This window comes from Streptomyces sp. NBC_00490, from assembly GCF_036013645.1.
GTDB lineage: Bacteria > Actinomycetota > Actinomycetes > Streptomycetales > Streptomycetaceae > Streptomyces > Streptomyces canus_F.
Map to the genome: position 1 here is coordinate 85,105 of NZ_CP107869.1, position 21,330 is coordinate 106,434.

15 protein-coding genes and 1 pseudogene are annotated in these 21,330 nt (G+C 68.7%); 8 read left to right on the forward strand and 8 right to left on the reverse strand.

Going from position 1 to position 21,330, the window contains the following annotated elements:
- Window positions 1-230: 230 nt before the first annotated feature.
- Window positions 231-4,034 (reverse strand): nSTAND1 domain-containing NTPase, encoded by a 3,804-nt coding sequence (locus tag OG381_RS00435; RefSeq protein WP_327714053.1) that lies wholly within the window; start codon window positions 4,032-4,034, stop codon window positions 231-233.
- A 351-nt stretch (window positions 4,035-4,385) separates the two neighbouring features.
- Window positions 4,386-5,930: a hypothetical protein gene (locus OG381_RS00440; RefSeq protein ID WP_327714054.1), complete on the reverse strand. Its 1,545-nt coding sequence runs from the start codon at window positions 5,928-5,930 to the stop codon at window positions 4,386-4,388.
- A gap of 320 nt (window positions 5,931-6,250) precedes the next feature.
- On the opposite strand from OG381_RS00440, the gene OG381_RS00445 reads away from it, so the two are divergent.
- The 6 genes from OG381_RS00445 (at window position 6,251) to OG381_RS00470 (ending at window position 13,322) form a co-directional block, all read left to right on the forward strand.
- Complete coding sequence (locus OG381_RS00445; protein ID WP_327714055.1) at window positions 6,251-7,021, forward strand: hypothetical protein; 771 nt, start codon at window positions 6,251-6,253, stop codon at window positions 7,019-7,021.
- Window positions 7,018-8,895, forward strand: a complete 1,878-nt coding sequence (locus tag OG381_RS00450) for a hypothetical protein (protein ID WP_327714056.1) — start codon at window positions 7,018-7,020, stop codon at window positions 8,893-8,895. The genes OG381_RS00445 and OG381_RS00450 overlap by 4 nt, the downstream gene beginning before the upstream one ends.
- The gene (locus tag OG381_RS00455) at window positions 8,892-9,698 is read left to right on the forward strand and encodes a phytanoyl-CoA dioxygenase family protein (RefSeq protein WP_327714057.1); all 807 of its coding nucleotides are present in this window, start codon (window positions 8,892-8,894) and stop codon (window positions 9,696-9,698) included. Before OG381_RS00450 ends, OG381_RS00455 begins: the two co-directional genes overlap by 4 nt.
- Window positions 9,685-10,419: an SDR family NAD(P)-dependent oxidoreductase gene (locus OG381_RS00460; protein WP_327714058.1), complete on the forward strand. Its 735-nt coding sequence runs from the start codon at window positions 9,685-9,687 to the stop codon at window positions 10,417-10,419. The genes OG381_RS00455 and OG381_RS00460 overlap by 14 nt, the downstream gene beginning before the upstream one ends.
- A gap of 205 nt (window positions 10,420-10,624) precedes the next feature.
- Window positions 10,625-12,220, forward strand: coding sequence for an NHL repeat-containing protein (locus OG381_RS00465; protein ID WP_327714059.1), 1,596 nt, complete (start codon window positions 10,625-10,627; stop codon window positions 12,218-12,220).
- The gene (locus OG381_RS00470) at window positions 12,213-13,322 is read left to right on the forward strand and encodes a hypothetical protein (protein WP_327714060.1); all 1,110 of its coding nucleotides are present in this window, start codon (window positions 12,213-12,215) and stop codon (window positions 13,320-13,322) included. The genes OG381_RS00465 and OG381_RS00470 overlap by 8 nt, the downstream gene beginning before the upstream one ends.
- 123 nt (window positions 13,323-13,445) lie before the next feature.
- Here OG381_RS00470 and OG381_RS00475 read toward each other — a convergent pair whose 3' ends face one another.
- Complete coding sequence (locus OG381_RS00475) at window positions 13,446-14,396, reverse strand: TauD/TfdA dioxygenase family protein (RefSeq protein ID WP_327714061.1); 951 nt, start codon at window positions 14,394-14,396, stop codon at window positions 13,446-13,448.
- Between the two features lie 31 nt (window positions 14,397-14,427).
- Here OG381_RS00475 and OG381_RS00480 point away from each other — a divergent pair, with 31 nt between their 5' ends.
- Window positions 14,428-15,897 (forward strand): Gfo/Idh/MocA family oxidoreductase, encoded by a 1,470-nt coding sequence (locus OG381_RS00480; protein ID WP_327714062.1) that lies wholly within the window; start codon window positions 14,428-14,430, stop codon window positions 15,895-15,897.
- A 45-nt stretch (window positions 15,898-15,942) separates the two neighbouring features.
- Here OG381_RS00480 and OG381_RS00485 read toward each other — a convergent pair whose 3' ends face one another.
- The 5 genes and pseudogenes from OG381_RS00485 to OG381_RS00500 all read right to left on the reverse strand — a co-directional run bounded on the left by OG381_RS00485 (window position 15,943) and on the right by OG381_RS00500 (window position 20,298).
- Window positions 15,943-16,437, reverse strand: coding sequence for a hypothetical protein (locus OG381_RS00485; protein ID WP_327714063.1), 495 nt, complete (start codon window positions 16,435-16,437; stop codon window positions 15,943-15,945).
- Between the two features lie 149 nt (window positions 16,438-16,586).
- Window positions 16,587-16,949 (reverse strand): hypothetical protein, encoded by a 363-nt coding sequence (locus tag OG381_RS00490; RefSeq protein WP_327714064.1) that lies wholly within the window; start codon window positions 16,947-16,949, stop codon window positions 16,587-16,589.
- 133 nt (window positions 16,950-17,082) lie between these two features.
- Window positions 17,083-17,769, reverse strand: coding sequence for a 2-phosphosulfolactate phosphatase (locus tag OG381_RS00495; RefSeq protein WP_327714065.1), 687 nt, complete (start codon window positions 17,767-17,769; stop codon window positions 17,083-17,085).
- Between the two features lie 881 nt (window positions 17,770-18,650).
- Window positions 18,651-18,761 carry a toll/interleukin-1 receptor domain-containing protein gene (locus tag OG381_RS49420; protein WP_443062015.1) on the reverse strand — a complete coding sequence of 37 codons (111 nt, stop codon included), beginning with the start codon at window positions 18,759-18,761 and terminating at the stop codon, window positions 18,651-18,653.
- A gap of 42 nt (window positions 18,762-18,803) precedes the next feature.
- Window positions 18,804-20,298: pseudogene (locus tag OG381_RS00500) on the reverse strand (ISL3 family transposase).
- Window positions 20,299-20,638: 340 nt separating this feature from the next.
- On the opposite strand from OG381_RS00500, the gene OG381_RS00505 reads away from it, so the two are divergent.
- Window positions 20,639-21,193: a hypothetical protein gene (locus tag OG381_RS00505; RefSeq protein ID WP_327714067.1), complete on the forward strand. Its 555-nt coding sequence runs from the start codon at window positions 20,639-20,641 to the stop codon at window positions 21,191-21,193.
- Window positions 21,194-21,330 lie beyond the last annotated feature (137 nt).

The following is a 21,330-nucleotide window of genomic DNA, read 5'->3' on the forward strand; positions in this document are numbered from 1 at the left end:
CACCGCTCTGCCGTGGCGGGCGTTGGACCGCTTCACCGGTGGTGGCACTGGCCCGCCGTTCCGCGCCGGACAGCTGGACCTGGTCCGTCCGCCACCCCGACCGCAGCTCAGCCAGCGGCCGAAGCGGTCCCAACGGGAGCCCTGGCCGCGGGTACACGACGGCACTCCACGCGTCGCAGCGGCCGCTCCCGGACGTCGCCTGCAAGAAGCCGGCGTCCATGGCTGGCGTCTCAGCGACAGGTCGGGACGGACGTGACGGTCGGCAGGAATCGGCGCCACTCGGAGGCGGTCAGAGGGTCGCCCCGTGACTGACACAGTCGGCGCGCGATGGCGTCCGCATCGGTGTTCCACAGCCGGACCGTGTGGTCTTCGCCGCCAGCGGCAAGGGTCCTGCCGTCGGGGCTGAAGGAGACGGCATAGACATGGCCGGAGGACGCCGTCAGGACCGCCGCCATATCCGGGGCGCGGGGATCCGTGATGTCGAACAGCCAGACCGTGGTGTCCGTGCTCCCGGCGGCGAGCGTACGGCCGTTGGGGCTGAAGGCGACCGAGTAGACGTAGCTGGTGAACCCCGTCAGGTCGCGCCCCACCCGGACCGGACGACGGATGTCGCGCGTGTCCCACAGGCGTACGGCGCGATCGGCGCTTCCAGCAGCAAGGAGCCGACCGTCCGGGCTGAAGGCGACCGACCAGACATACCCGGTCGGGCCACGCAGGGTCACCAAGGGCTTGGGGGTCCTTGCGGACACCGCCCACACCCGTACGGCGCGGTCGATGCTGCCCGCAGCGATGTGGCGTCCGTCCGGCGTGAAGGACACGGACAACACCGCGTCCGTGGCACCGGTCAGAGTGCGCAACGGCCTCACCGTGCCGGTTCGACTCATGTCCCAGAGACGGACGGTGGCGTCGTCCGCGCCCGTCGCCAGGACCGTGCCCGCGCGGTTGAAGACCAGCGATTCGACGGTGCCGGTCTTCGCCGCCCGGAACGGTCTGCCGAGCGGAGTCAGATCGCCCCTGAGCGTGTACGAGAAGAGACGTACCATGCCGTCGCTGTAACCGACCGCGAGGATCCGGCCACGGGGTGCGAACGTCACCGACTGGATGAAGCGGTCCGGGCCGGGCTTCCAGGGACGGCCGACCGGTTCGTGCCGAGCGAGATCCCACAACCGCAGTTCCAGCGTGCCGACGGCCAGCAGTCGGCTGTCGGGACTGTACGCCAGCGCATTGACGCCCTGTGCCGACGTCAGCACCGGCGACGGCAGCGACCACAGACGCACCACGCCGTCCGAGCAGCCGGTCACCAGAGTCCGTCGGTCGAACCACATCACGGAGGTGACGGCTCCCGGATGCGGGAGGGTGGCGGTGACGTACCCGGAATCCCGCTGCCACAGCCGGACCGCGTCGTCGCTGCCCCCGATGGCGAGGGTGTCACCGTCCGGTGCGAACTGCACCGCGTTGAGCCAGCTCTCGGCCTTCTCCTCGGGCGCGCCAGCGGGTCGGGGGCGCGCGGGGTCCGTCACGTCCCACAGGCGCGTGGTGCGGTCCTGCCCGCACACGGCGAGCACACGGCTGTCAGCGCTGAACGCGATGCCCAGTGCAGCCCCCTGGAACTTGCCCAGCGTCGCCACCGGAGCTGTTCGGCCGCCGTCCCGCGTGCGCCACACGCGGGCGCGGCCGTCCCGTCCCGCAGCGGCGATCAACTGCCCGTCGGGGCTGAAGGCCACAGCCTGCTGGAAGTCCCCGCCACCGTGAAAGACCTTGGGCGGCTTCGAGGTGCCTGCCACGGTGGCGTCCGTCCACAGCCGCACGGTGCCGTCGGCACCCGCAGCGGCAAGCGCGCGGCCGTCGGGGGCGAAGGCCAGGGCGTACACCGTGGCGTCAGGGCTGCCCGACAGGTCAGGCAGGCGCCGTGGCTTCCCCGGGTCCGCGATGTCCCAGCGATGCAGCAGACCGTCGCCTCCGCCCGCCACGAGCGTGCGGCCGTCAGGGTGCAACGCCACCGCGAAGACGGCCCGTTCGGCCGAGATGCGCAACCAGGCCAGTCGTCGGGGACGGGTGCGGTCCTCCGTGCTCCACAGGCGTACGGTGCCGTCGGACGAGCCGGCGGCCAGCAGGCCGCGGGCGCTGTCAGACGCCACCGCCTGCACGAGCCCGGTGAAGCCGGTCAGCCGCGTCGCCGACGGGGCGGCCGAGGAGTCCATCAGACGGGCCCGCGCTTCCCGCGTCGGCGCGGTCTGGTACGCGGCGAGCGCCAACTGCGCGCTGACGGAGGAATCGTGCAGGCCGATCCGCGCGGCTTCGGCCGCCAACTGGCGCGACTCGGCCTCGGCCCGGTTCCGGTCCGCTCGGTCGCGCTGGTGCAGGGCGTAGTAGGACAGTCCGCACGCGACGAGCAGCAGGGCCACCGCGAAACTGAGCAGCTGATACAGACGCCGTGTGCGATTGCGGGCCACCCGGCGTTCGTGCTCGCGGTGGTGCAACGACTCGTCGAGGAAGGCACGTTCCTCCGCGTTGACGGCGTCACGGTGCGCCGGATCAGCCGCCCAGTCGCCGCTGAGGTCCAGTGCGGTGCCGCGCAGCAGCAGGCCCGGATCGCATCCCGCCTCCTGCCAGTGATGTGCGGCTTCTGTCAGACGTCGGTGGATGCGCAGCCCTTCCCGGTCCGTTCCGATCCACTCCTGTAGCCGCGGCCAAGCCGTGAGCAGCGACTCGTGCGAGATCTCCACCGCGTCGCTGTCGGCCGTGATCAGCCGTTGCTCGACGAACGCGGCCAGAACGGCGGTCGGTTCGCCGCTCTGCGGCCCCTCCGGATCGAGCAATTCCGTGAGGCTGACCCGGCGCCGGGTGGTCAGCGCGTCGTCGGAGAGATGCACCAGCCGCAGAAATGTCAGCCGTGCCAGGTCTCGCTGGGTGTCCGAGAGTTCGGCGAAGACGGACTCGGCGGTGCGGGCCACGGCGTCGTGGATTCCGCCGCCGGAGCGGTACGCCTCCACCGTGAGGCGGCCACGCGAGGCGCGCTGCCAGGTGACGAGCAGGGCGTGCGAGAGCAGCGGCAGCGCTCCGGGATCATGGGCCGCAATGTCCTTGCCCGCCGCCTCCCCCGGCGAAAAGCGTGGGGCGAGGTCACGGAGCAGAAGCTCCACCAGACCGTTCTCGATCTCCAGACCGGCCTTGCGGGCCGGTCCCCTGATGGCCTCGCGCATCTCGTTGTGGCTCATCGGCCCCACGAGGAGCTGCTGATTCTGTAGGGCGTCGGCCAGCAGGGGAAAACGCAGGGCCTGGGCATAGAAGTCGGCTCGCAGCCCTACGACGACAAGACCAGGCTGAAGACTGTTCAACTTGTCGAGGAAACGGACGCGTTCGGCGTGCTGGGTGCCATGGGTGAACAGCCCCTCGAACTGATCGACCACCACCAGCGGGGCCCTCTTGTCCTCCAACGCGTCTAATCGCTCCGCCAGTTCGTCCGCCGGATGACGTCCGGGCGTCAGCAGCACGACACCGGGCAGACCCGGCCACGACCCGTACGCATCCGCCAGCGCCCCGCCCTTGACCGCAGGGACCAACCCCGCCCGTAGCAAGGAGGACTTGCCCGAACCCGACGGGCCGACGAGGGCGAGTACGCCCCCGCCCGACCTGGCCAGCGCGCTGAGGCTGCCGATCAGCGTGGCCGTCAGCTCATCGCGGCCGAAGAACCACTCCGCGTGCTCCTCCTCGAACTCCCGCAGTCCGCGATAGGGAGTGGGAGAACCGGCCGGCACCCGGCCCGGCGCCACCCGCACCCGGACGAGCGCCTCGTGCCACTGCGCAAGTGTGTCCGGGTCATGGATGCCGCACGCTCGCAGGATGTCGGCGAGCAGGCTCACAGCCCGGACCGGCGGCAGATGACGACCGGAGAAGTAGTCGCCGGCCGTACTGGGAGCAATCCGAACCGCCCGGGCGACATCCCGGACGGTAAGCCCCGCCCGTAATCGTGCGCGGGTGAGCCGGTCGGCGAAATCCGACGCGGAGGCGATGCTCCTGGGGTCGGACTCCATCGCACCGCGATCGTCTTCCTGCGAGCCCGTAGGCATACGTCCCCCCGACTGGATACGGGCCGGTGGCACACGCTGTGCGGCCTGTCCGGCTTTGTCCGACCACTGTCGGGGCTCGTCCGGGCTTTGGGCAACAGGCTGTTCCCCGCCACGCCGCACGGATTTTGTCGAAGCGGGGGCCTTGGGCCGCCCGGCATCGAGGGGAGCTTGCGCCGGGCGGCCCAAGGATCCCGCAGCCCGTTGGACGACACCGGAAGGGAGGTAATCACATGCGAATGACACAGTGCGGCGGCGTGGCCGATCCGGAAGAACCCGACGACGTCTGCTGAACCGGTCGGCCGCCGGGCCCCTCAGTCAGCGGGCCATCAACGCGGACACCCCGGAATCGTTGCGGAGCGTGGGCGCCCACTCCGCGAGCAACCCGGGTTGCAGCCTTCCGGAAAACTTCGGTCCGGAGCGATTCACGGTGAGGTCGAGCCAGTTGAGCATCGTCCAGGCCAGCCTGGGCTGTAGATCGACCACAGCGTCCGGCCATCCCCGGCCGCCCACGGGTAACGGCACGTCCGGTTCGGGCACCTGGATCAGCAAGGTTCCCTCCGCGGGCCGTGCGCGCAAGGCCTCCTCGATCCTCTCGTACACACCCAGCACGCTGTGCACCCACGCCTCGACGTCGAAGAGACCGGACGGGTCCGAGGCAGCTCGACGCTCCGCCCACCAGCGCAGCATCGCAACCGCGGGCCGGATGCAGGCGACGTGGGCGGGCAGATCCCGCAGTTCGCGCAGTGCGGGTTCCGCCCCTTGGACCGTCGCGTCGAACACGTAGGGACGGGTCAGGACAACCGCGGGCCACGGGTCCCCCGCCGCGGCGCGGTCCCGTAGATGTCCGACGACCGACAGCCACGCCTCCATCCGCCCCTGAAGTGGACTGCGCAGCACCGGGATGAACACGCCGTCCGTAAGGATCTCCTCACCGGAGCGGGGCAGGACGTACTGGAGCCCCAGTGCCTGCGCCAGCAGAGCGGCAGCGCCGCCGGCCAGCGGACGGTGTCCGATCACCACGAGGGGGGCCACGCCCCGCTCGGCACACCGCGCGGCCGCAGCAGGGACAGCCCCGCTAGGCACTCCCGCAACCCTGTCCTGAACGAGCAGGTGCCGGGGCCGGTGACCGTCAGAGGGGTCCAGCCACATGCGTGCACCGGGCTGGCCCTGCCAGCTGTACTCGCCACGGTGCCGAAGGGCCCGGTGGGTCAGGGCGGTCAGTTCCACCCTGACCGACCAGTACTCCGGATGCTCGACCGCCTCCTTCCGATGGGCCGTGAACAGCGCCTCACGCAGGGATCGGCTGTCGGCGAGAGAGACGGCCCTGTCCAGCTCCAGAGGTTCCGCGCCGGCACGCAGGCTGAACTCGGCGACGTCCATGAGAGCGCATCGATAGCGGTCGCCGCATTCGACGGCGGACAGCGACACGTTGAACCGAGCGGCTCCGTGCTCGCCCTCCAGTACCGCGGCGGCCGCCGCCGGCGCGGCGCGGTCCGCCCACGGCTCCGTTCCGTCGAGGGCGAGCTGCCCGGCCGCTGAAATGCCGCTGCGCAGCTGCCGCAACAGATGCGGCACGCTCGGCTGAGCCACCTCTTCCGGCGACAGCCAGCCCAGCTGTGCGAACACCTGCGTCGCCGGCACCTCAGCCAGCCCCGCCAGGCGGTGCACGAACTCCGGCTTGGGTTCCCGAGTGCCGTTGAGCATGGATTTGATCATGGAGTCGGACCACTCGAAGTCCGGGTGAGCCGCCCGAAAGACGCCCACCACGGCCATGGTCCCGGCGATGCCGCGCCGGTGAAGGGCCGCCAGGCACAGATCGATCCCGGGCGGTGTACCGGAACCGCCGCGCCACGTCGCCATCAGCACTCCTCGGACCCGGCGACCGCCGGAACTCCCAGACCGAAGGCGACCGGGCGGCCGCTGTCGGCAAACCACGACTCGACCGGAGACTAACCACCTCGTGGTCGCACCATCCTCAAAACGGTCACATCCGCTCCGCACGAGCGCCGACAGCCGTCCGCAGACGGCTCGGACCTCACTCCCGCCCGGGCCGATACAACGACGCCCGAGACGGACACAACCATCTGTTGTCCCAGGGCACTGGGGACCGGTTCAGTCAGCAGGGCCAACACCTGGCGCGCACGCGGGACGAGCGTGCGGAAAGCGGAGAGGACACACGAGTGAATACCCTGCGTCGGCAGCTCGGCCACGTCGTCGACGACATTCGCCGCGGTCGGCACATCGAGTCGTACGTGCTCTTCCTGCTGGGGTTCGCCCTGGTCGGACTCGGGCTGTTCGACGTGGTGGACGGCGAACGCCTCCTACAGTTCACCACCGCCGCTCTGGCCTTTCTGATCTTCCGCTCCGCGGCGCCGTCTCGGCACGCGGCTGCCTCACCCGACGAGGTCCTGCATCGCCGCGAGAACCTGGGCCCGCTGCGCCCGCTCCTGGAACGCGCCCGGGACTTGCGGGTGTACGGTCCCACCGCGCTCAACGTCCTGGCCGGCGCCGAGGACGTGAGACGGTTGGTCCTCCAGCGTGGAGGCACCGCCCGGTTCGTCGTGCTGGACTCCGACCCACGGACGCTCGCCCACGCCGCCAGGCAACTGGACGACAACCTCGACCTCGAGTCCAACCTGCGCAGTTCGCTGCGCGCACTGGGGCGGCTGGCGGGAACGGCCGGGTTCGAATATCGCAGGCTGTCGTTCAATCCGGGGTTCAGCCTGCTCATCGTCAACGGTGACAGCACGGACGGAACGCTGGTCGTCGACTTCCACGGTTTCGGCGACGACACCATCGACGACCGGATGCACCTGGTGCTCGACCGCCGTACCTCACCGCACTGGTACGACTATTGGCTGCGCCGGTTCGAAGCCATCTGGGACGCCTCGCTGCCGGCTCCCGCGACGCCGCTGCCCGACGATCTCGGCCCGGCGCCGGTGGCGCCGTGAGTGCCCGGAACGACGTCCTCGCGGAGGCCGCGGCGCTGCTCCACGACATGGCGCCGCACGAGGTGCTGTTATGGTCGGGAGCTGGGCTGTCGGTTGAGGGACCCACCAGTCTGCCCGGTGGGCCGGACCTGACAAGGCGCGTCTTCGACGCCTTCTTCGAGGACGGCGCCCTTGCCCGGGTTCTCACGTACCACCAAGTCGTGGGCCTGCACACGAGTCCGCTGTGCGCGCTCGACACCACGTTGCCCACAGCGCGGCTGCCGCGCCTGGAGACAGCGCTGGACGCGGCCGCACGGGCCCGCTCCGAAGCCTTCCCGGACACCTTCGACATCCTCGACGATGTCAGAAACGCGGTACCGAACCGGCTACACCACTTCGCCGCCCGCCACATCGCGCTCGGCGGCCGGCACACCACCGCCAACTTCGACACCTGCGTCGAGCGGGCGTACGAGCTTCAGCACGACGAAACCGTCCCCCCCGACGCGGTCCACCACTTCCACGGCTCGTTCGCCGACTCCCCCGACGGGAAGGACCTGGGCGCCACACTCAGCCGAATCGAGTCGGGCTTCCCACCGCGCGAAGCCGACACGCTGACCGGGCTGCTGCGCCGCCACCGGGCAGTGATCGTCATCGGTTACAGCGGCAGCGACTACTTCGACGTGGACCGCATGGTGGCCGCGCTCGCGCCGAACGGGCTTCAGGGGCTGCGCGTGCTGTGGGTCATGCACGCCAACCACCGGGCGCACGTGCCGGAGGCTCCCCCCGTACCGCTGCAATCGTTGTTGCGCGCCGCCGGCGCCGATGTCCACGTGGTGTGCGGACCCACCGACGCCCTCTTGACGGAGATCGCCCGGGGGTGGGGACTGCCCCCGCTGGCCGCACCCCGGCCTCGCTCTCCTCAAGAACCACACCTGGTGGTCACCGCGGCCGAACGACATCGCGCCACCTTCCTCCTGTACCGCGCGCTGGGGATGCACCGGGAAGTCGGGCGGCTGCTGCGTTCCGGTGGCACCGGTGCCGACGATCCAGTCGAACTACGCTCCGTCCGCTCGCAGTTGCTCTGGGAGGCCGGCGCGTGGAACTCGCTGCGCCGGATGTGGTGGCGCGCACCGGCGGACGAGCCGGACCAGCACACACGGAACGAGCGCATCGGAGCCTGTCTGTGGGCCCAGGGGCGCCTGTTGCCGGCCTGGTGGTGGCTGAACGGACAACGGGCCGCCGTCGAAGGCAACCCGCAGGCCGCCTACGCCCTGGAAGAAACCATCAGCCGGGTGGTCGAGCACATGCATCGCACTCCCGACCTTCGGGCCATCGGGCGCCGACTGCTCGAGCGCATCCCCTCGGACCCGCCGGTCGTCACCGCGTCCGGCGATGACGACCACGACCGGCACGAGGCGGCCTTCCGTGCCCTGACCGACGTCCGCGACAGCCTGGACGCGCTGCGCCGGGGCGCTCCACGCGCCCACGACGACCACGCCCGGGAATCCACCACGTGGTTCCGGGAGTCCGGCGACCTGCAGGGCATGCTGAGTTACCGGCACCGAGCACTGCGGGACGCCTACGGCAGCGGCGAAACGGAACCGAGCGACGCCGAGTTGAGGGAGCGGTACGACGAGCTGCGCACCGCCAACCTCTTCCTCGGGTCACCCGCGGGGGCGTATCGCACAGTCCTCCTCCCCGGCGCTCACCGGGTCTACCGGCTCCACGAATTCGTGTTCGGACTGATGGCCCTCCAGTACGGCTGGTGGCATCGGTTCCGGCTGCTCGCTTGGTACCTGCCCCGACGACTGCGGCACTGGTCGACCACACGGCGCCGCGGCGTCGCGGGCGTGCCCGGAGAGCCCGACCACGTCACCCGAGGGAGGGCCCGATGATCCTCACCGCCCAGCAGACCCGCCACTTCAGGGACACCGGATATCTGCGACTGCCGGACGTCGTACCGGAGACGCTCGCGTCACGGCTGCGGGACATGATCCGCACACAGACCGAGCTCCACACACCCCGCGTAGCCGCCCCCGGAGAACAGCCCAAGCTGCACCGGCTGTACGAACGCCACCCGGAGCTGCTGCGGGAGTTGATCACTTTGCCTCAACTCGTCGGCCCGCTCCGCTCGCTGCTCGGTCCCCACATCGTTTATGTGCTGAACCGTCACAACCAGGCAGCCCTGAACAGCCCGGACACCGCCGAACCGCGGCTGCACCGGGACATCCTGCAGTGGTCCCGCGGGCTGGTCACGGCAGTCGTCTACCTGGAGGAGTCGACGGTCGACACCGGCTGCACGCGTCTGATCCCCGGTTCGCATTACCTGCCCTTCGTCGGAGTGCCCCAGCCCGACGGCGGCGGCACCTGGATGGACGAGCACGAGGAACTCACGGATCTGCTCGACCAGTCGGTGCCGATTCCCATGCCGGCCCGTGGTGTGCTGCTGTTCGACGCCCTGGCCTTCCACACGGTCAGCGCCAACACGAGTGCGCGAAGCCGGATGAGCATGGTACTGGGCTTCCGCAGTGTCGATGAACTCGACCGGCATCCCGACCACAGCCGTCAGATCGTGGTGAGCGGAAGCCACCTCTACCGTGGCAACGACCGCCCGGCCGTCACCCGCCTTGACGATTCCGGACGCGCCATGGCCATCGTCCCGGCGAGCCGGACGCCCGGCACTCGTGACGGGGCATGAGGTGCGGGCCGAGGAGGATGGGCGCCGGCCGACGGCGGTGGTCACCGGAGCCGCACGGGGGCTCGGCTTCCACACGGTCGCCGCGCTGGCGGCGCGTGACTACCGCGTCCTCTGCGTCGTCCGCGATGCCTCGGCCATCGCCCGCCTGCGGGCGCTGGGCGCTCATGTGTATCCGACTGCGGGAGACGTGACCGACTCGGCCCTGGGAGAGGCGCTCGCCACCCGCGTCGCGAACGGCACCCTCGAACTCCTCATCCACAACGCGGGCATAGCACACCCACCGCACCCGCTGTGCGAGCTGCCGGACGAGGAGGTGCTCAGCTCCTTCCTCACCCACTGCCTGGGGCCGTTGCGACTCACCCGGGCCCTCTTGCCCGCCCTCCACCGTGCGCGCGGCGCCACCGTCGTGCATGTGTCGTCCCGCTGGGGTTCGTTCGCGGTCGCGGAGCATGAGGACGCCCCGGGCCCCCGGCACTACGCCTACCGGATCGGCAAAGCCGCGCAGAACATGATGAGCCTCTGTCTCCGCCAGGAACTGGCTGCACACTCAGTACGGGTCGTGGCGGTCCACCCCGGAGCCTTGAGCACCGCGATGGGCGCTGTCGATGCTCTGGACTCCCCGGCACGGGCGGCCGATGACCTGATGAGGCTGGTGCTGACCGATTCCAGGACGGTGCTTCCACCGTTCTCCCACAGAGAAGGTGATCCCCATCCCTGGTGACACTGACTGCGGGCGTGCAGCGGCTCGCGCTCCGCATGCGGCCCTGTGCGCTCCCACGACCCTGCCGCGGGAGCGGTTGGCGGGCAGTCCCGCCGCCTGGGAACTGGGCCGCCGACTTACCGCACCCGGCCGGGTGCGCCGGGACCCCTTGGAGGGTACGGGCTTCGTTTGCGGACTCTTCCTGCCCGACGGAACGACCGCGGCGGTGCACCGTGACCACGGGCTGGGAGTTCTGACGGACGGCTGGCACTGGGAGCACACCGGGCCACAGGTGATCTGCGCCGCGGCCGACCCCGCCGGCCTCGTGCTGACGACGTCCGCCGGAATCGTGCTGCACAGGACGGACGGCACCGACGTCCTGCTGCTCGACGCGGAAGCAGTGCCGTCCCGGGCATGGCCGCCGGCCGGTGCCGTGCGCCTGCCGTCCGGGGATCTGGCTCTCGCCCTGCCCGCTGTCTCGGAGGTGCTCGTCGTGACGCCGCAGGGCCGCGTGAGCCATCGACTGGGCGCCGCGGAAGGGCTTCAGGAGCCCATGGGTCTGTGTGCCGAACCGGACGGCAACGGTTTCCTCGTCGCGGACGCACGTGCGCACGTCGTTCTGCACGTCGCCGTCCGGCGGGCGACCGCACGGGTGTCCCGGGTACACGGTCGCTTCGGCTGGGCGGGCAAGGAGACCGGGTTGCTCAATGCGCCCCAGCATGCTTCCTTCACCCGCTCGGGCGGCGTCCTGATCTCGGACACCAAGAACAACCGCCTCCTGGAGATCGAGGACGGTGCGGCCGTGCGCGTCTGCGGGCGAACCGAGGCGTACACCACGTCGGCACCGCAGCTGTGGCATCCCCGCACGGCACAGGAGGGAGGGGACGGCACGCTGCTCGTGGCCGAGGGACGCGGGGGACGGCTGCTGCGGATCGGCCTAGACGACAGCCTGGACGTACTGCTCGGGCGGTGCGATGTCGCCACCACGGAACTGGTCCAGCCCCGGGGCGCGCACTTCTCCCCGTCGGGAAGTGTGTGGGTGGCCGACTGCCACAACGACCGGGTGCTGCGCTTGACGACCGGGGGAGAGGTTGAAGCGGTCCTTCCGGACCCGTCAGCGTCGGAGGCGGTGCTGGACTGGCCACGGTTCGCGACATCGACGGCGGGCGGGGTGGTGGTCGCGGACGGACGTCAGAGCCGCCTGCTGTTCCTGGACCGCGACGGCACCCCTCAAGGAACGCTGTCCGGATGGCGCCCGCGCGGAGCCGGCGCGGTTCGGCCGTTCGGCGACCCCCACCACGTCGTGGTGACCAGCGTCTCGCCCCTGGAGATGCTCGTCACGGACAGCGACACCGGAACGGTCGTGCGAATGGACCGGCGAGGAAACGCCACGTGGTGGCACGAGGGCCTCACTGATCCGCACATGGCCCTGCCGCTGCCGGACGGCGCCGTCCTGGTCTGTGACACAGGTGCCGACCGCCTGGTCCGGGTCTCCCAGGACGGGCGCCGCAGCACCTGGCTCGGCCCCGAGGAGGTGCGCGCCGCCACCGGCCGCCCCTTGCGGCAGCCCCGCGCCATGGCACGGCTGAATGACACGGCACTGCTGGTCGTGGACACCGGGCAGCACAGAGTCCTGTACGTCGGCCCCGACGGCGGTATCCGATCGCTCTCCCCGCTCCTTGAGCACATCGCAGGAAGCCTGTTCTTCCCCCGTTACGTGGACGTGGACCGCGACGAACGCACGATGCTCCTGAGCGACTTCGACAACTCCCGCCTCGTCTTCGTCCACCTTCCCTCGCTGCTGGGAGAGCCGGATGAGTGAGCCGTGGACCGTCGACGCTCCCGCATGGGAGCAGGCGCAACCGATCCCCGCGATCGGTGTGTTCGCCGACCGGGGCACGCGCTACGCCGACAAGTTCTGGACCAGGGACGGCTGGGTCTACAAGGCCGTGGGTGACCTGCATCCCGAGAACGGGGTGCTGGCCGTCCCGGACTGGGCCCCTGTCCGGGACGCCCCGCACGTCGATCTCTCGCAGCGTGACGGCCTCGTCAAGGTCCGTGACCACCGCTGGCCGGACAGCACCCCCGTCCGACCACGGCTCCCCCTCGTCGACGTCCCGCTCTATGGCCGGCGCTTCGAGTTGCTCCGTCCCATCGACATCACGACCGAAGTCCTGCCCGAGCAGGAGGCCGGACGGATCGTCGAGGCTCCGGAACCCGGGCGCGAACAGCTGGTCGCGGATCTACTCGTGTCGCTGAGCGGTGCCGCCGGAATTGCTCTGGGCCAGCTCGGCCTGAACGGCTCCTACTCACTGCGTCTGTCGGCCGAGCAGTCCGACGTGGACCTCGACGTCTACGGCGCCGAAGCGGTGTCGGCGGCAACCCGGGCGATCGACCACCTGCTCGCTGACCCGACGTCGGGCTGGGAGCGCCGCTGGCCTCCGGATGAACAGACCAATCTCCACTACGTGTGGCGCGCCGCCTACCCGGGCATCCGCGCGGACACCATGTACGCGGCCTTCGAGACCAGCCGCCGCGATCGGTTCAACCTGCGCTACCGGGGTGTTCGCGTCTCGCTCTCCTACCACTCGCGCGCGAGAACGGAGCGCTTCCCGGACGCTCCCCTCGTCGGCCGGCCGCCGGTCGACGCGAAACGGCTGCATGCCGTGTTCGTCGAGGAGGGGCCGCCGGGCCACCTCGACCTCCCGGCCATCTTCACGGTCAGGGAGGTGGCCTCCGAATCGGGACCACGCTGGGAGACGGCCACGGTGGTGAGTTACTCAAAAGCGTTCGGATTCTGCCGTCACGGGGACCGGGTCGCGTTCACGGCGTGCCCCACGACCTGCGCCAACGGCGGGCTCCTTCTCGTGATCCCTTCCTACGGGCCACGCTGGCCCGTCCGCCCCCTTGCCGTCCTCGAATGACGCCGACACCAACGCTGGCGGCTCCTGCGCCCGGGAGTCGACGACGGCACCTGCGCAGCTCGCCCATCGTCAGCCGGGAGGCCCGTCGTGTACGTCGAAGCTCCGCCGAACTGTCGTCGTACGTCACTCGGTTCCATGCGCCGGTACCTGATACGGCACTCCCGACACAGCCGACGAGATGCGGCCGGTCGGGCCGATCGCTGGGGAGCCGGCCACGAACACCCGGTGCATCCGCCGCTCCTCGCCAAGATGCTCATGATCCTCCGGTGCGATGTGCGCGGTCGCCCGGTTGTCCCAGATCACCACGTCGCCCCGTTGCCACTGATGCCGGACGCAGAACGCCGGTTGTGTCATGTGGGTGTAGACCAGGTCGAGTATCCGGCGGCTCTCCGGCGGCGACAGCTCGATGATGTGACTCGTGAAGGCCGGGTTGACGAAGAGGGCACGCACCCCGTTCTCCGGCAGGACCCGCACCACCGGATGGTGAGCGACGAAACCGGCGGACATCGCCGTCCGCAGCGCGTTGTCGGTGACGCCGTACGGTACATAGCCCACCAGGTACCGGTGCTCGGCCGTCAGTCCGTCCAGGAACCGCCGCAACGGCTCCGACAACTGCTCGTACGCGGTGACGAGATCAGCCCAGGTCGTGTCCCCGCCACGAGAGGTGACGCTCGCGGCCCGCAACACGCTCAAGGACGGCGGGTCCACCGCTGCGGTGACGTCCGCGTGCCAGCCGGACAGATAGTCCGGACTGCGCCAGCGGGTCCGGTGCTGCTGCTCGGGCGTCATGGGCCGGTCGCCCCCGGTCACCAGGGTGTGCACGAACGGTTGTCCAGGCGTGGTCACCTGCCACGGGTGCGCAGGCGCGAGAGGCCCGAACCTACGGGCCAGCGCCGTCTGTTCGTCGTGACCGAGGAACTGCCCCCGGAAGAAGAGGACCCGGTACCGCACAAGGGCCTGCCGCAGGACGGTGAACTCGCTCTGGGTGAGAGGCGTCTTCAGCGAGACAGCCGAGAGGTAGGCCCCGAAGAAACCGCTGACGGGCGTGATGACCGGACCCTTTTCGTAAGGCACGAAACATTTCCTCCATTCGCTACACCGGTACGTGATCGATTTACGGCAGGGCCTCAATGAAGGAGAAATTATTATGCCTGGCCCGGTTGCTCCACGCATCGTCTTGGCGGGACTCGGGCCGTACGCCCGGGCATTCTATTATCCGCTGCTGGAACGATACCATTCGGCAGGACGCCTCACCATAGACACGGTAGTCGAGCTTTCGTCGCAACGAGAATTGATCGACAGATATCTGGCAGGACGTTTCATTCAGCCCCGTCGCGTCGTCCTGGTGGAGGAGGGACTGCATTGCGATGCGCTGACCATCGCACTCGAATCGGACGATGCAACTCACAGTGCACCGCCTTGGGGCTGTATTGTCGCGACCGAGCCTCGGGCGCACCGGACGTATGTGGAATGGGCGGCTCGCCATGGCATGCACGTCCTACTCGAAAAGCCGGTGACAGCCCGCGATCTGCGTTCCGGCGGAGCGGCCGAGGCGCTGCGCCTGGTCGACGACCACCGCTTCCTGACCGACATATCCGAGAAATATGGCGTGACCGTGGTCGTCCAGACTCAGCGACGCGCACATCCGGGGTACCGAATGGTCAAGGAGATCCTCACCGACGTGGTGACGTCCTACGGAGTTCCGATCACCTATCTGGACATGTACCATTCCGACGGAACATGGAACATGCCGTGGGAGTTCGCCGCACGAGAAGGGCACCCCTACAAGTACGGATACGGGAAACTACTGCACTCCGGATACCACTTCCTCGATCTCTTCTGCTGGTTGACCGAGGTCAACCGTGATTCATGCCGTCCTCCGGACCAGCTCCTCATGGACGTGACCGCGATCGACGCCCGAGCCGTGGACACCCAGTTGACCGACCCGTCCTATGAACGACTGTTCGGCGAGGAGCAGTGGCGGAGATACGACGGACTGCCCCGGCCGGCTTCCTTGCCCGAACAGCCGTGGGGGGAGACCGACGTGGTGCTGCTGGCGCGCTCGATGAACGGCGGGAACGTCGTGACGACCGCCGTGCTCTCACTCCTGCAGTCCGCACTCTCGAGTCGCGCCTGGCTGGCGCTGCCCGAAGACACCTACAAGGGGAACGGGCGGGTGCGCCATGAACGGATGACGATTCAGGTGGGCCCGTTGCTGTCGGTGCAAGTCCACTCCTATCAGGACGGCCGCTCAGCCGGAAGGGGACCTTTTGACGTAGTGGTGTACCGGAATCACCGACTCCTCGGTGGCGAGGCGGTCAGCCGAATCACCTTGCGGTCGGGGGACGGGCCGAGCACCGCGGAATCGGACAGCCTCAACAACCAGGCCCGGGAAGAGATCTTCCAGGACTTCCTGGCCGCGGACGGTCGCCGCAGTGGGCTCGCCCTCCACGACAACACCGTGCGCGTGCTGGCCGCGGCGATGGCGGGCGTGATCCGCTCGTCCCAAGGCGGCTCAGGCCGGTCCGCTGTACTGCTCGATGCCGGAGGTGGCGACTGGTACCGCCCGGCCTGACCGGTGGCAGGCACCACGAATCAGCGAGGGGCGCAGCAGTTACGCTCACTGCGGCCAGGGCGCGGGCTCCATCCGGATCGAGGAACAAAAACGGTGGGCGGTGTCCTCGTACTCGCTCGTCAACTCGGCCAGCAGTTGAGGCGTGAGTTCTTGCCCGGTCATCTCGAGAAACAGTCCGCCGAACTGGTCGTCCGTCGTGGTCCTGCTGATCTCGAACCGCCTGGTGGTGGGCGAGCGGCGGATGGCCAGGCACTCGGCCTCCTGCATCCGGTAGATCAGCGAGGCGTGCGGAAACCGCATGGCTCGCGGGAAACGGGTTCCTTGATCCATATCACTGAAGAGCGCCACCCACACACTGTTCTGGAATATCTCGAAACGGTCCAGTGAGGGAGTGGGTACGAACAGCACTTCGATCGATCCGCACTTGTTCCGTACGAGAAAGAGACCGACCAGGCCAGCCCACATCGAGCGCAGTGTCTTCTCACGGTGCTCCCTCAGGGTGAGGTGGGCGCCCGCCGCCTGCGCCGCTCGGAACTCCAACCGCGCGTCCAGTGAGTGCGGATCGGTGGGATCCGGCAGGAGTAGGTGCGCCTGGAGATGAGAAGTACGCAGCATAGAGAAGCGGGCCGCGCAGAATTTGGTGTGAATTCCGCGATACCAGTACGTGCTGGAACTCTGCAAGTCATCGGTCAGGATGGCATTGAAACCGAGACCGGGCTGGTCACTGGGCGGAAATTCGTGCGTGGGGATGTATGGCTGTGCAGATCAGCCAGCGCATCCCTTACTTCCTGGGTGATCGACTGGCGCAGCATCTCTTTGGAGATGGGATCGGTGAGCACCGCCTGCGCGACTCCGAACACCGCCGACACCAGAAGTCCCAGACCTACCGCATTGAACCCGTCGCGCCATCCACCCGACAACTGAGACCCACCCCAGATGGCGACAAGTGACACCAGTAGGGAACACACGAGCAGGAGAAATTGCATTCCTCGAGACAGTTGGCCGAGCCAGGGATTCTGGCCGCGCGTGGGAGGCGACGTCCGCGATGACATGACCGCAAGGATAGCTACCTGAAGCCCTTTCCGGCACTCTTACGGACGAGTAGTTCCAGGCAATCAAGGAACGATCTCATCCGGCGTTCCGGCCAGACCAATGCCGCCTGCACCCGAGATTCCGTGACGAATTTCAGCCGACTTCCACGGGCCTCATGACGAGAAGAGAACCTTCCATGCTCGCTGCCATTGCGAAACCAAAACGATCGGCTTCCAGACAGTGGTCCACGTCATGACGGTGGATGCCGCGGTACCCCCGCCGGACACCCTCCGTCAGTTCGGCGGCGGCCTTTGATGCCCTGGCACGGTGGAGGTAGGGTGTCACATCGGTGTCCCCGACGGCGAGGCACTGTCGGATGTACTCGGCGCACGCACGATCCTCGTCTGCACAGCCGTCGTCACCCGTCGCCACGTACGTCACGTCCGTGATCCCTCGGGACCGCAGAAGCCGGATCGTCGCCCCGGCCACCACGAAGCTCGCGCACAGCAGAAGAGGAGTGCCGACCGCCTTCCGCGCACCGACCGTACCGGACGTCGTCGTCTGGATGAGGGTGCGCCCGGCGAGGTCCTGACCCGCCATCAGGGCAGGCGAGTTGACCAGGTCGAAGCCCGGGGACGGGGGTCCGTCCTTGAGGGTTGGCCAGTCCGGGTGGCCCCGTCTCACCTCCAGAGCCTCGCTCTCGGAGTCCGCCAGGACGATCCGCACCGCTCCCCGAGCGAAAGCCCAGGCAGCCGTGGTGAATGCGCGCATCACATCGATCGCCACCACGGCGGGGTGCTCACCCCGCAGTTCTTCGATACCGACGATACGAGAGCCCACACACCGATCCTGCCGCACCGTGTCCGTGTGCGACAGGTACGGGCAGGCACCTACCACAGATTTCGGCCTGCCGTCCCCAGGCGTGACCGAGGAGGTCGGCGCAGGTAGCGAAGACGTGGTGGTTCTGGGGGCTGATGGCATGGAAAGTCGACGGTAGGCGAGCTCTACGCACGGCCGCCATGACGCGCAGCATGTCGTCGTCGCCCAAGTACGGGGAGGGGGCCTTCGGCGTTGTCGAACACCAGCAGCCAACGGGAGCGGTGCGTAGCTCGCGCAGCAGGGCTGTGACCCCCTCGGCCGGAGGCACGGCCGCGAGAACCAGTTCCTTCTCCACGGCCAGCCTCGCCAGCTGGCCGGGGATGAGGGTGGGGCCTTCGGCCGGGACCCACCACGCGAGTTCATAGGCGCCGGCAAAGCGGTACGCGTACTCAACCGCCAGCTGCGTCTTGCCCACCCCCGCCACGGCCGTGGAGCCTGGACGGCGACACGCTGGTCGGCGGACAGCGTCTTGCGCAGATCGAGCAGCATACCGTCGCGGCCGGTGAAGGCAGCGTTGCAGGCCGGCACATTCCACACCCGCGGCAGACTCCCGGGCAGACGCGGACCACTCCCGCCCACCCGGGCCCGCATCCCCCCGGGGCGCGCCGGCGGTGTACCGGGCCGCGTGGGGCCGTTCACCGCGGCCAGCAGCACCTGACGGGCAGCATGATCATCGAGACTGAACGATCCGGACCGGGACCATCCTTTCCTTCCGCGCCAGGACCGCGGTCCACTCCGGAGTGGTGAACCCCTCGAGCTCGAAGTAGGCCGGGAGAACAGGGCCAGCACACGGCCCCGCTCCAGCGCGGCATTCACCTTCAGCACGACGTTGTCGCCCGCAGCTAGTCCCAATAGTCCAGCTCGACCTGGTGCCCGGCCCCCTCAAGTTGCCAGGCAATCCACTCCGCCCGCGCACGATCCGCACCCGCGTGATCGATGAAGGGAGTGTAAATCTAACGGCCCTGTCTCACATTCGGTGGTGACGGAGCGTGCCGCTATCCGAGGACGATGCGGTGGCGAAGCAGGGGGAAGCCTGCCCGTCCGTGCATCTGGCGCGCGATCCGCTTGGTCTTGGTGTTGACGCCCTCGGTGGGGCCGTTGCTGTACGGAAGTGTGAGGGCGGCGTTTACGGCGTCGCGGTCTCGATCCAGACCTCGGGCGAAGGCATGCAGGTGGGGCAGGTCGGCGCCGCGGACCTGGACGATCCAACGTGAGAGCGCGTCGGCATTGGCGGCGTGAGGGGTAAGGAGCGGGGCGAAATCCCTGACAGCTGCCGCCAGTTGGATCATCTCGGGGCAGGCGGCGGTGAGCTTGGCCAGGAGCTGGTGTTGCTCAGCCTTGAGATTGTTGGGCCTGGTCAGCAGCATTCGGGCGAGCCGGCGCGGAGAGATATGGCTGCGGTCGGCGTCCGCGCGGCCTTGGTTGATGTACTTGTGCAGGAGGTTCAGGCAACCCGTGAAGCCCAGGGCTTTGATCTCTTCGAAGAGGTGCAGGACGGGGACACCAGGGTCCTCGGCCCGGCGTTTTCGCAGGTGCTCGCGGTAGGGGTCGACCAGGCTGGCACGGTACTTGGGGACGCGGAGCATCCGCACGGGCGTAGCGTTTGACGGTATTCAGGGCCAGTTGCAGGCGGCGGGCGCATTCGAGCAGGCCCACACCCTGGTCGAGCAGACCGTGAACCTGGTGCCAGCGTTCCAGGGTGGTCTGGGCGCGGGGCCCGTCGTAAATAGGTGCGTCCAGTACGGTGGCCCAGCAGGTGCTGTGTGCCTTCACCTCGCCGAGGGCGGCTTCACACAGGTTCTTCCACAAATGCCACCGATCACCGACCTGCGTCGCGCGGGGCAGAGCGCGGCGGATGGCCTCGGCGTAGGTCGCCGAGCCGTCACGGCACACGACCTCGACGCCCGGACGTAAGCGCAGCCACGCTTCCAGGGTGTCGGCCGTGCGATCGGCAAGAACGTCGATCCGCTCGTGGGTCTCGGCGTCGATCACCACGGTGGCGTAGCGGTGGCGCCGGCGCAGAGCGAAGTCGTCGACGCCGATCACGCGGGGTGTCCGCGCTGCGGGCAGCGGGATGCGCATCAGGGTCCGCAGAGCCGTATGACGCGAGACGCCCGCCGCGAGTATCGCCAGCAAACGTGCCCCCGCCCGGCCCGCTAACTCCTTGACCACGGCCTTGACTTGCCTGGTCAGACGAGTGGTGCGCCGCTGGTACCGGTCGAGCACTCCGGGCACCTGCTCGCGGAAGGTATGTCGGCAGCCGCGCGTGGGGCAAACCAGACGCCGCACCCGCACACGGACCACCACCCGCCTCCCGTCGACCGGCACGTCAGCCACAGTCCGCCAGTGGTAGCCATGCACCCGCCCCGACGACACCCCGCACACCGGACACGGCGCCATGTCCTGCGGCGTCCGCGCCCGCACCACGATCCGCTCACCCTCATCGACCACGTCGTCTATGACCAGCGGGCACAGACCCGAAAACACCATCTGGACAAGCTCGTTGACATCCCTCACACCAATGTCAACGACGCGTCACGACGCTCTGTCACCACCGAATGTGAGACAGGGCCTTAAAATTGACACACCCCCAACCGACGAGCCGCAGAGCCGACCAAGTGCCCACCCCTGAGTTGAGGCGCTGATTCCGACGAGCAGCTCTCCGGGCCGGGCGCAGGCCCCACAACGGGACGAGCGCGAACGGTGGAACTGAGGGCCCTCACCCCCTTGAGCCTCACGCTCGCCGAGTGAGCTCAGAGCAACTACATGAAATAGGTGCAGCTATGCATAGCTGACGGTAGTGTCGGGGTATCGACATGAGGGGGATCTGATGAAGGTGACCGTGTTCCAGTTCGAGGGAACTCCCGAGGAACTGGATGCCTCGCAGGTACTGAGGGAGCTGGCAGACCGACACCGTGGCCCCGTTTCCGTGGCCCCCCAAGGCCGCCCGGACAACGGGATGCTGCCGGCGATTCCGGGAGTGGCCGACGAGGGACAGGAAACGGTCCGTCAACTGCTGGGCCGCAGCCCGGCCCCCGGCCTGTTCGTCCGGTTCCTCGAGAAGACGACCCGGTGGGACAATGTCGGTGTCTACGGCATCAAGCGCAAGAACGCACTGCCCGACGCCCCCCTGGACTACAGCCGCTACCTGCGCCTGCGCCGGCAGGGATCCCAGTTCGGCGGCTTCGCCTACGTCTACGCCGAATACAGCACCATCAATCTCCGACTCAGCCACAGCCAACAGCAACTCGACGAACTCGGCATCACATCCGCCCGGACCCTCACCACCGGGAACCGGGAGTACCGCGTCAGCGTCGACCTCACCGACGAAACAAGCCTGGCCGACGCCCTCCAGCTGGCCGAACTCGCCTACGACGCCACCTAAACGCAGACACCCCATAGCCCCAGAGCAACAGGCTGCTCCTCGACGGCCGGCCTCTGCCTGGCGAGGCGGGGCAGGTGGTACCGCAGCGTCCCCAGCCGTCGGCATCCTGGTGCACGAAGCCGCGTACCAACCAACGT

Bases quoted from the DNA above. Each gene is read 5' to 3' on its own strand.
- OG381_RS00435 (WP_327714053.1), bottom strand. From the start codon at position 4,034: ATGGAGTCCGACCCCAGGAGCATCGCCTCCGCGTCGGATTTCGCCGAC.
- OG381_RS00505 (WP_327714067.1), top strand. From the start codon at position 20,639: ATGAAGGTGACCGTGTTCCAGTTCGAGGGAACTCCCGAGGAACTGGAT.
- OG381_RS00440 (WP_327714054.1), bottom strand. From the start codon at position 5,930: ATGGCGACGTGGCGCGGCGGTTCCGGTACACCGCCCGGGATCGATCTG.
- OG381_RS00490 (WP_327714064.1), bottom strand. From the start codon at position 16,949: ATGTCATCGCGGACGTCGCCTCCCACGCGCGGCCAGAATCCCTGGCTC.
- OG381_RS00470 (WP_327714060.1), top strand. From the start codon at position 12,213: ATGAGTGAGCCGTGGACCGTCGACGCTCCCGCATGGGAGCAGGCGCAA.
- OG381_RS00455 (WP_327714057.1), top strand. From the start codon at position 8,892: ATGATCCTCACCGCCCAGCAGACCCGCCACTTCAGGGACACCGGATAT.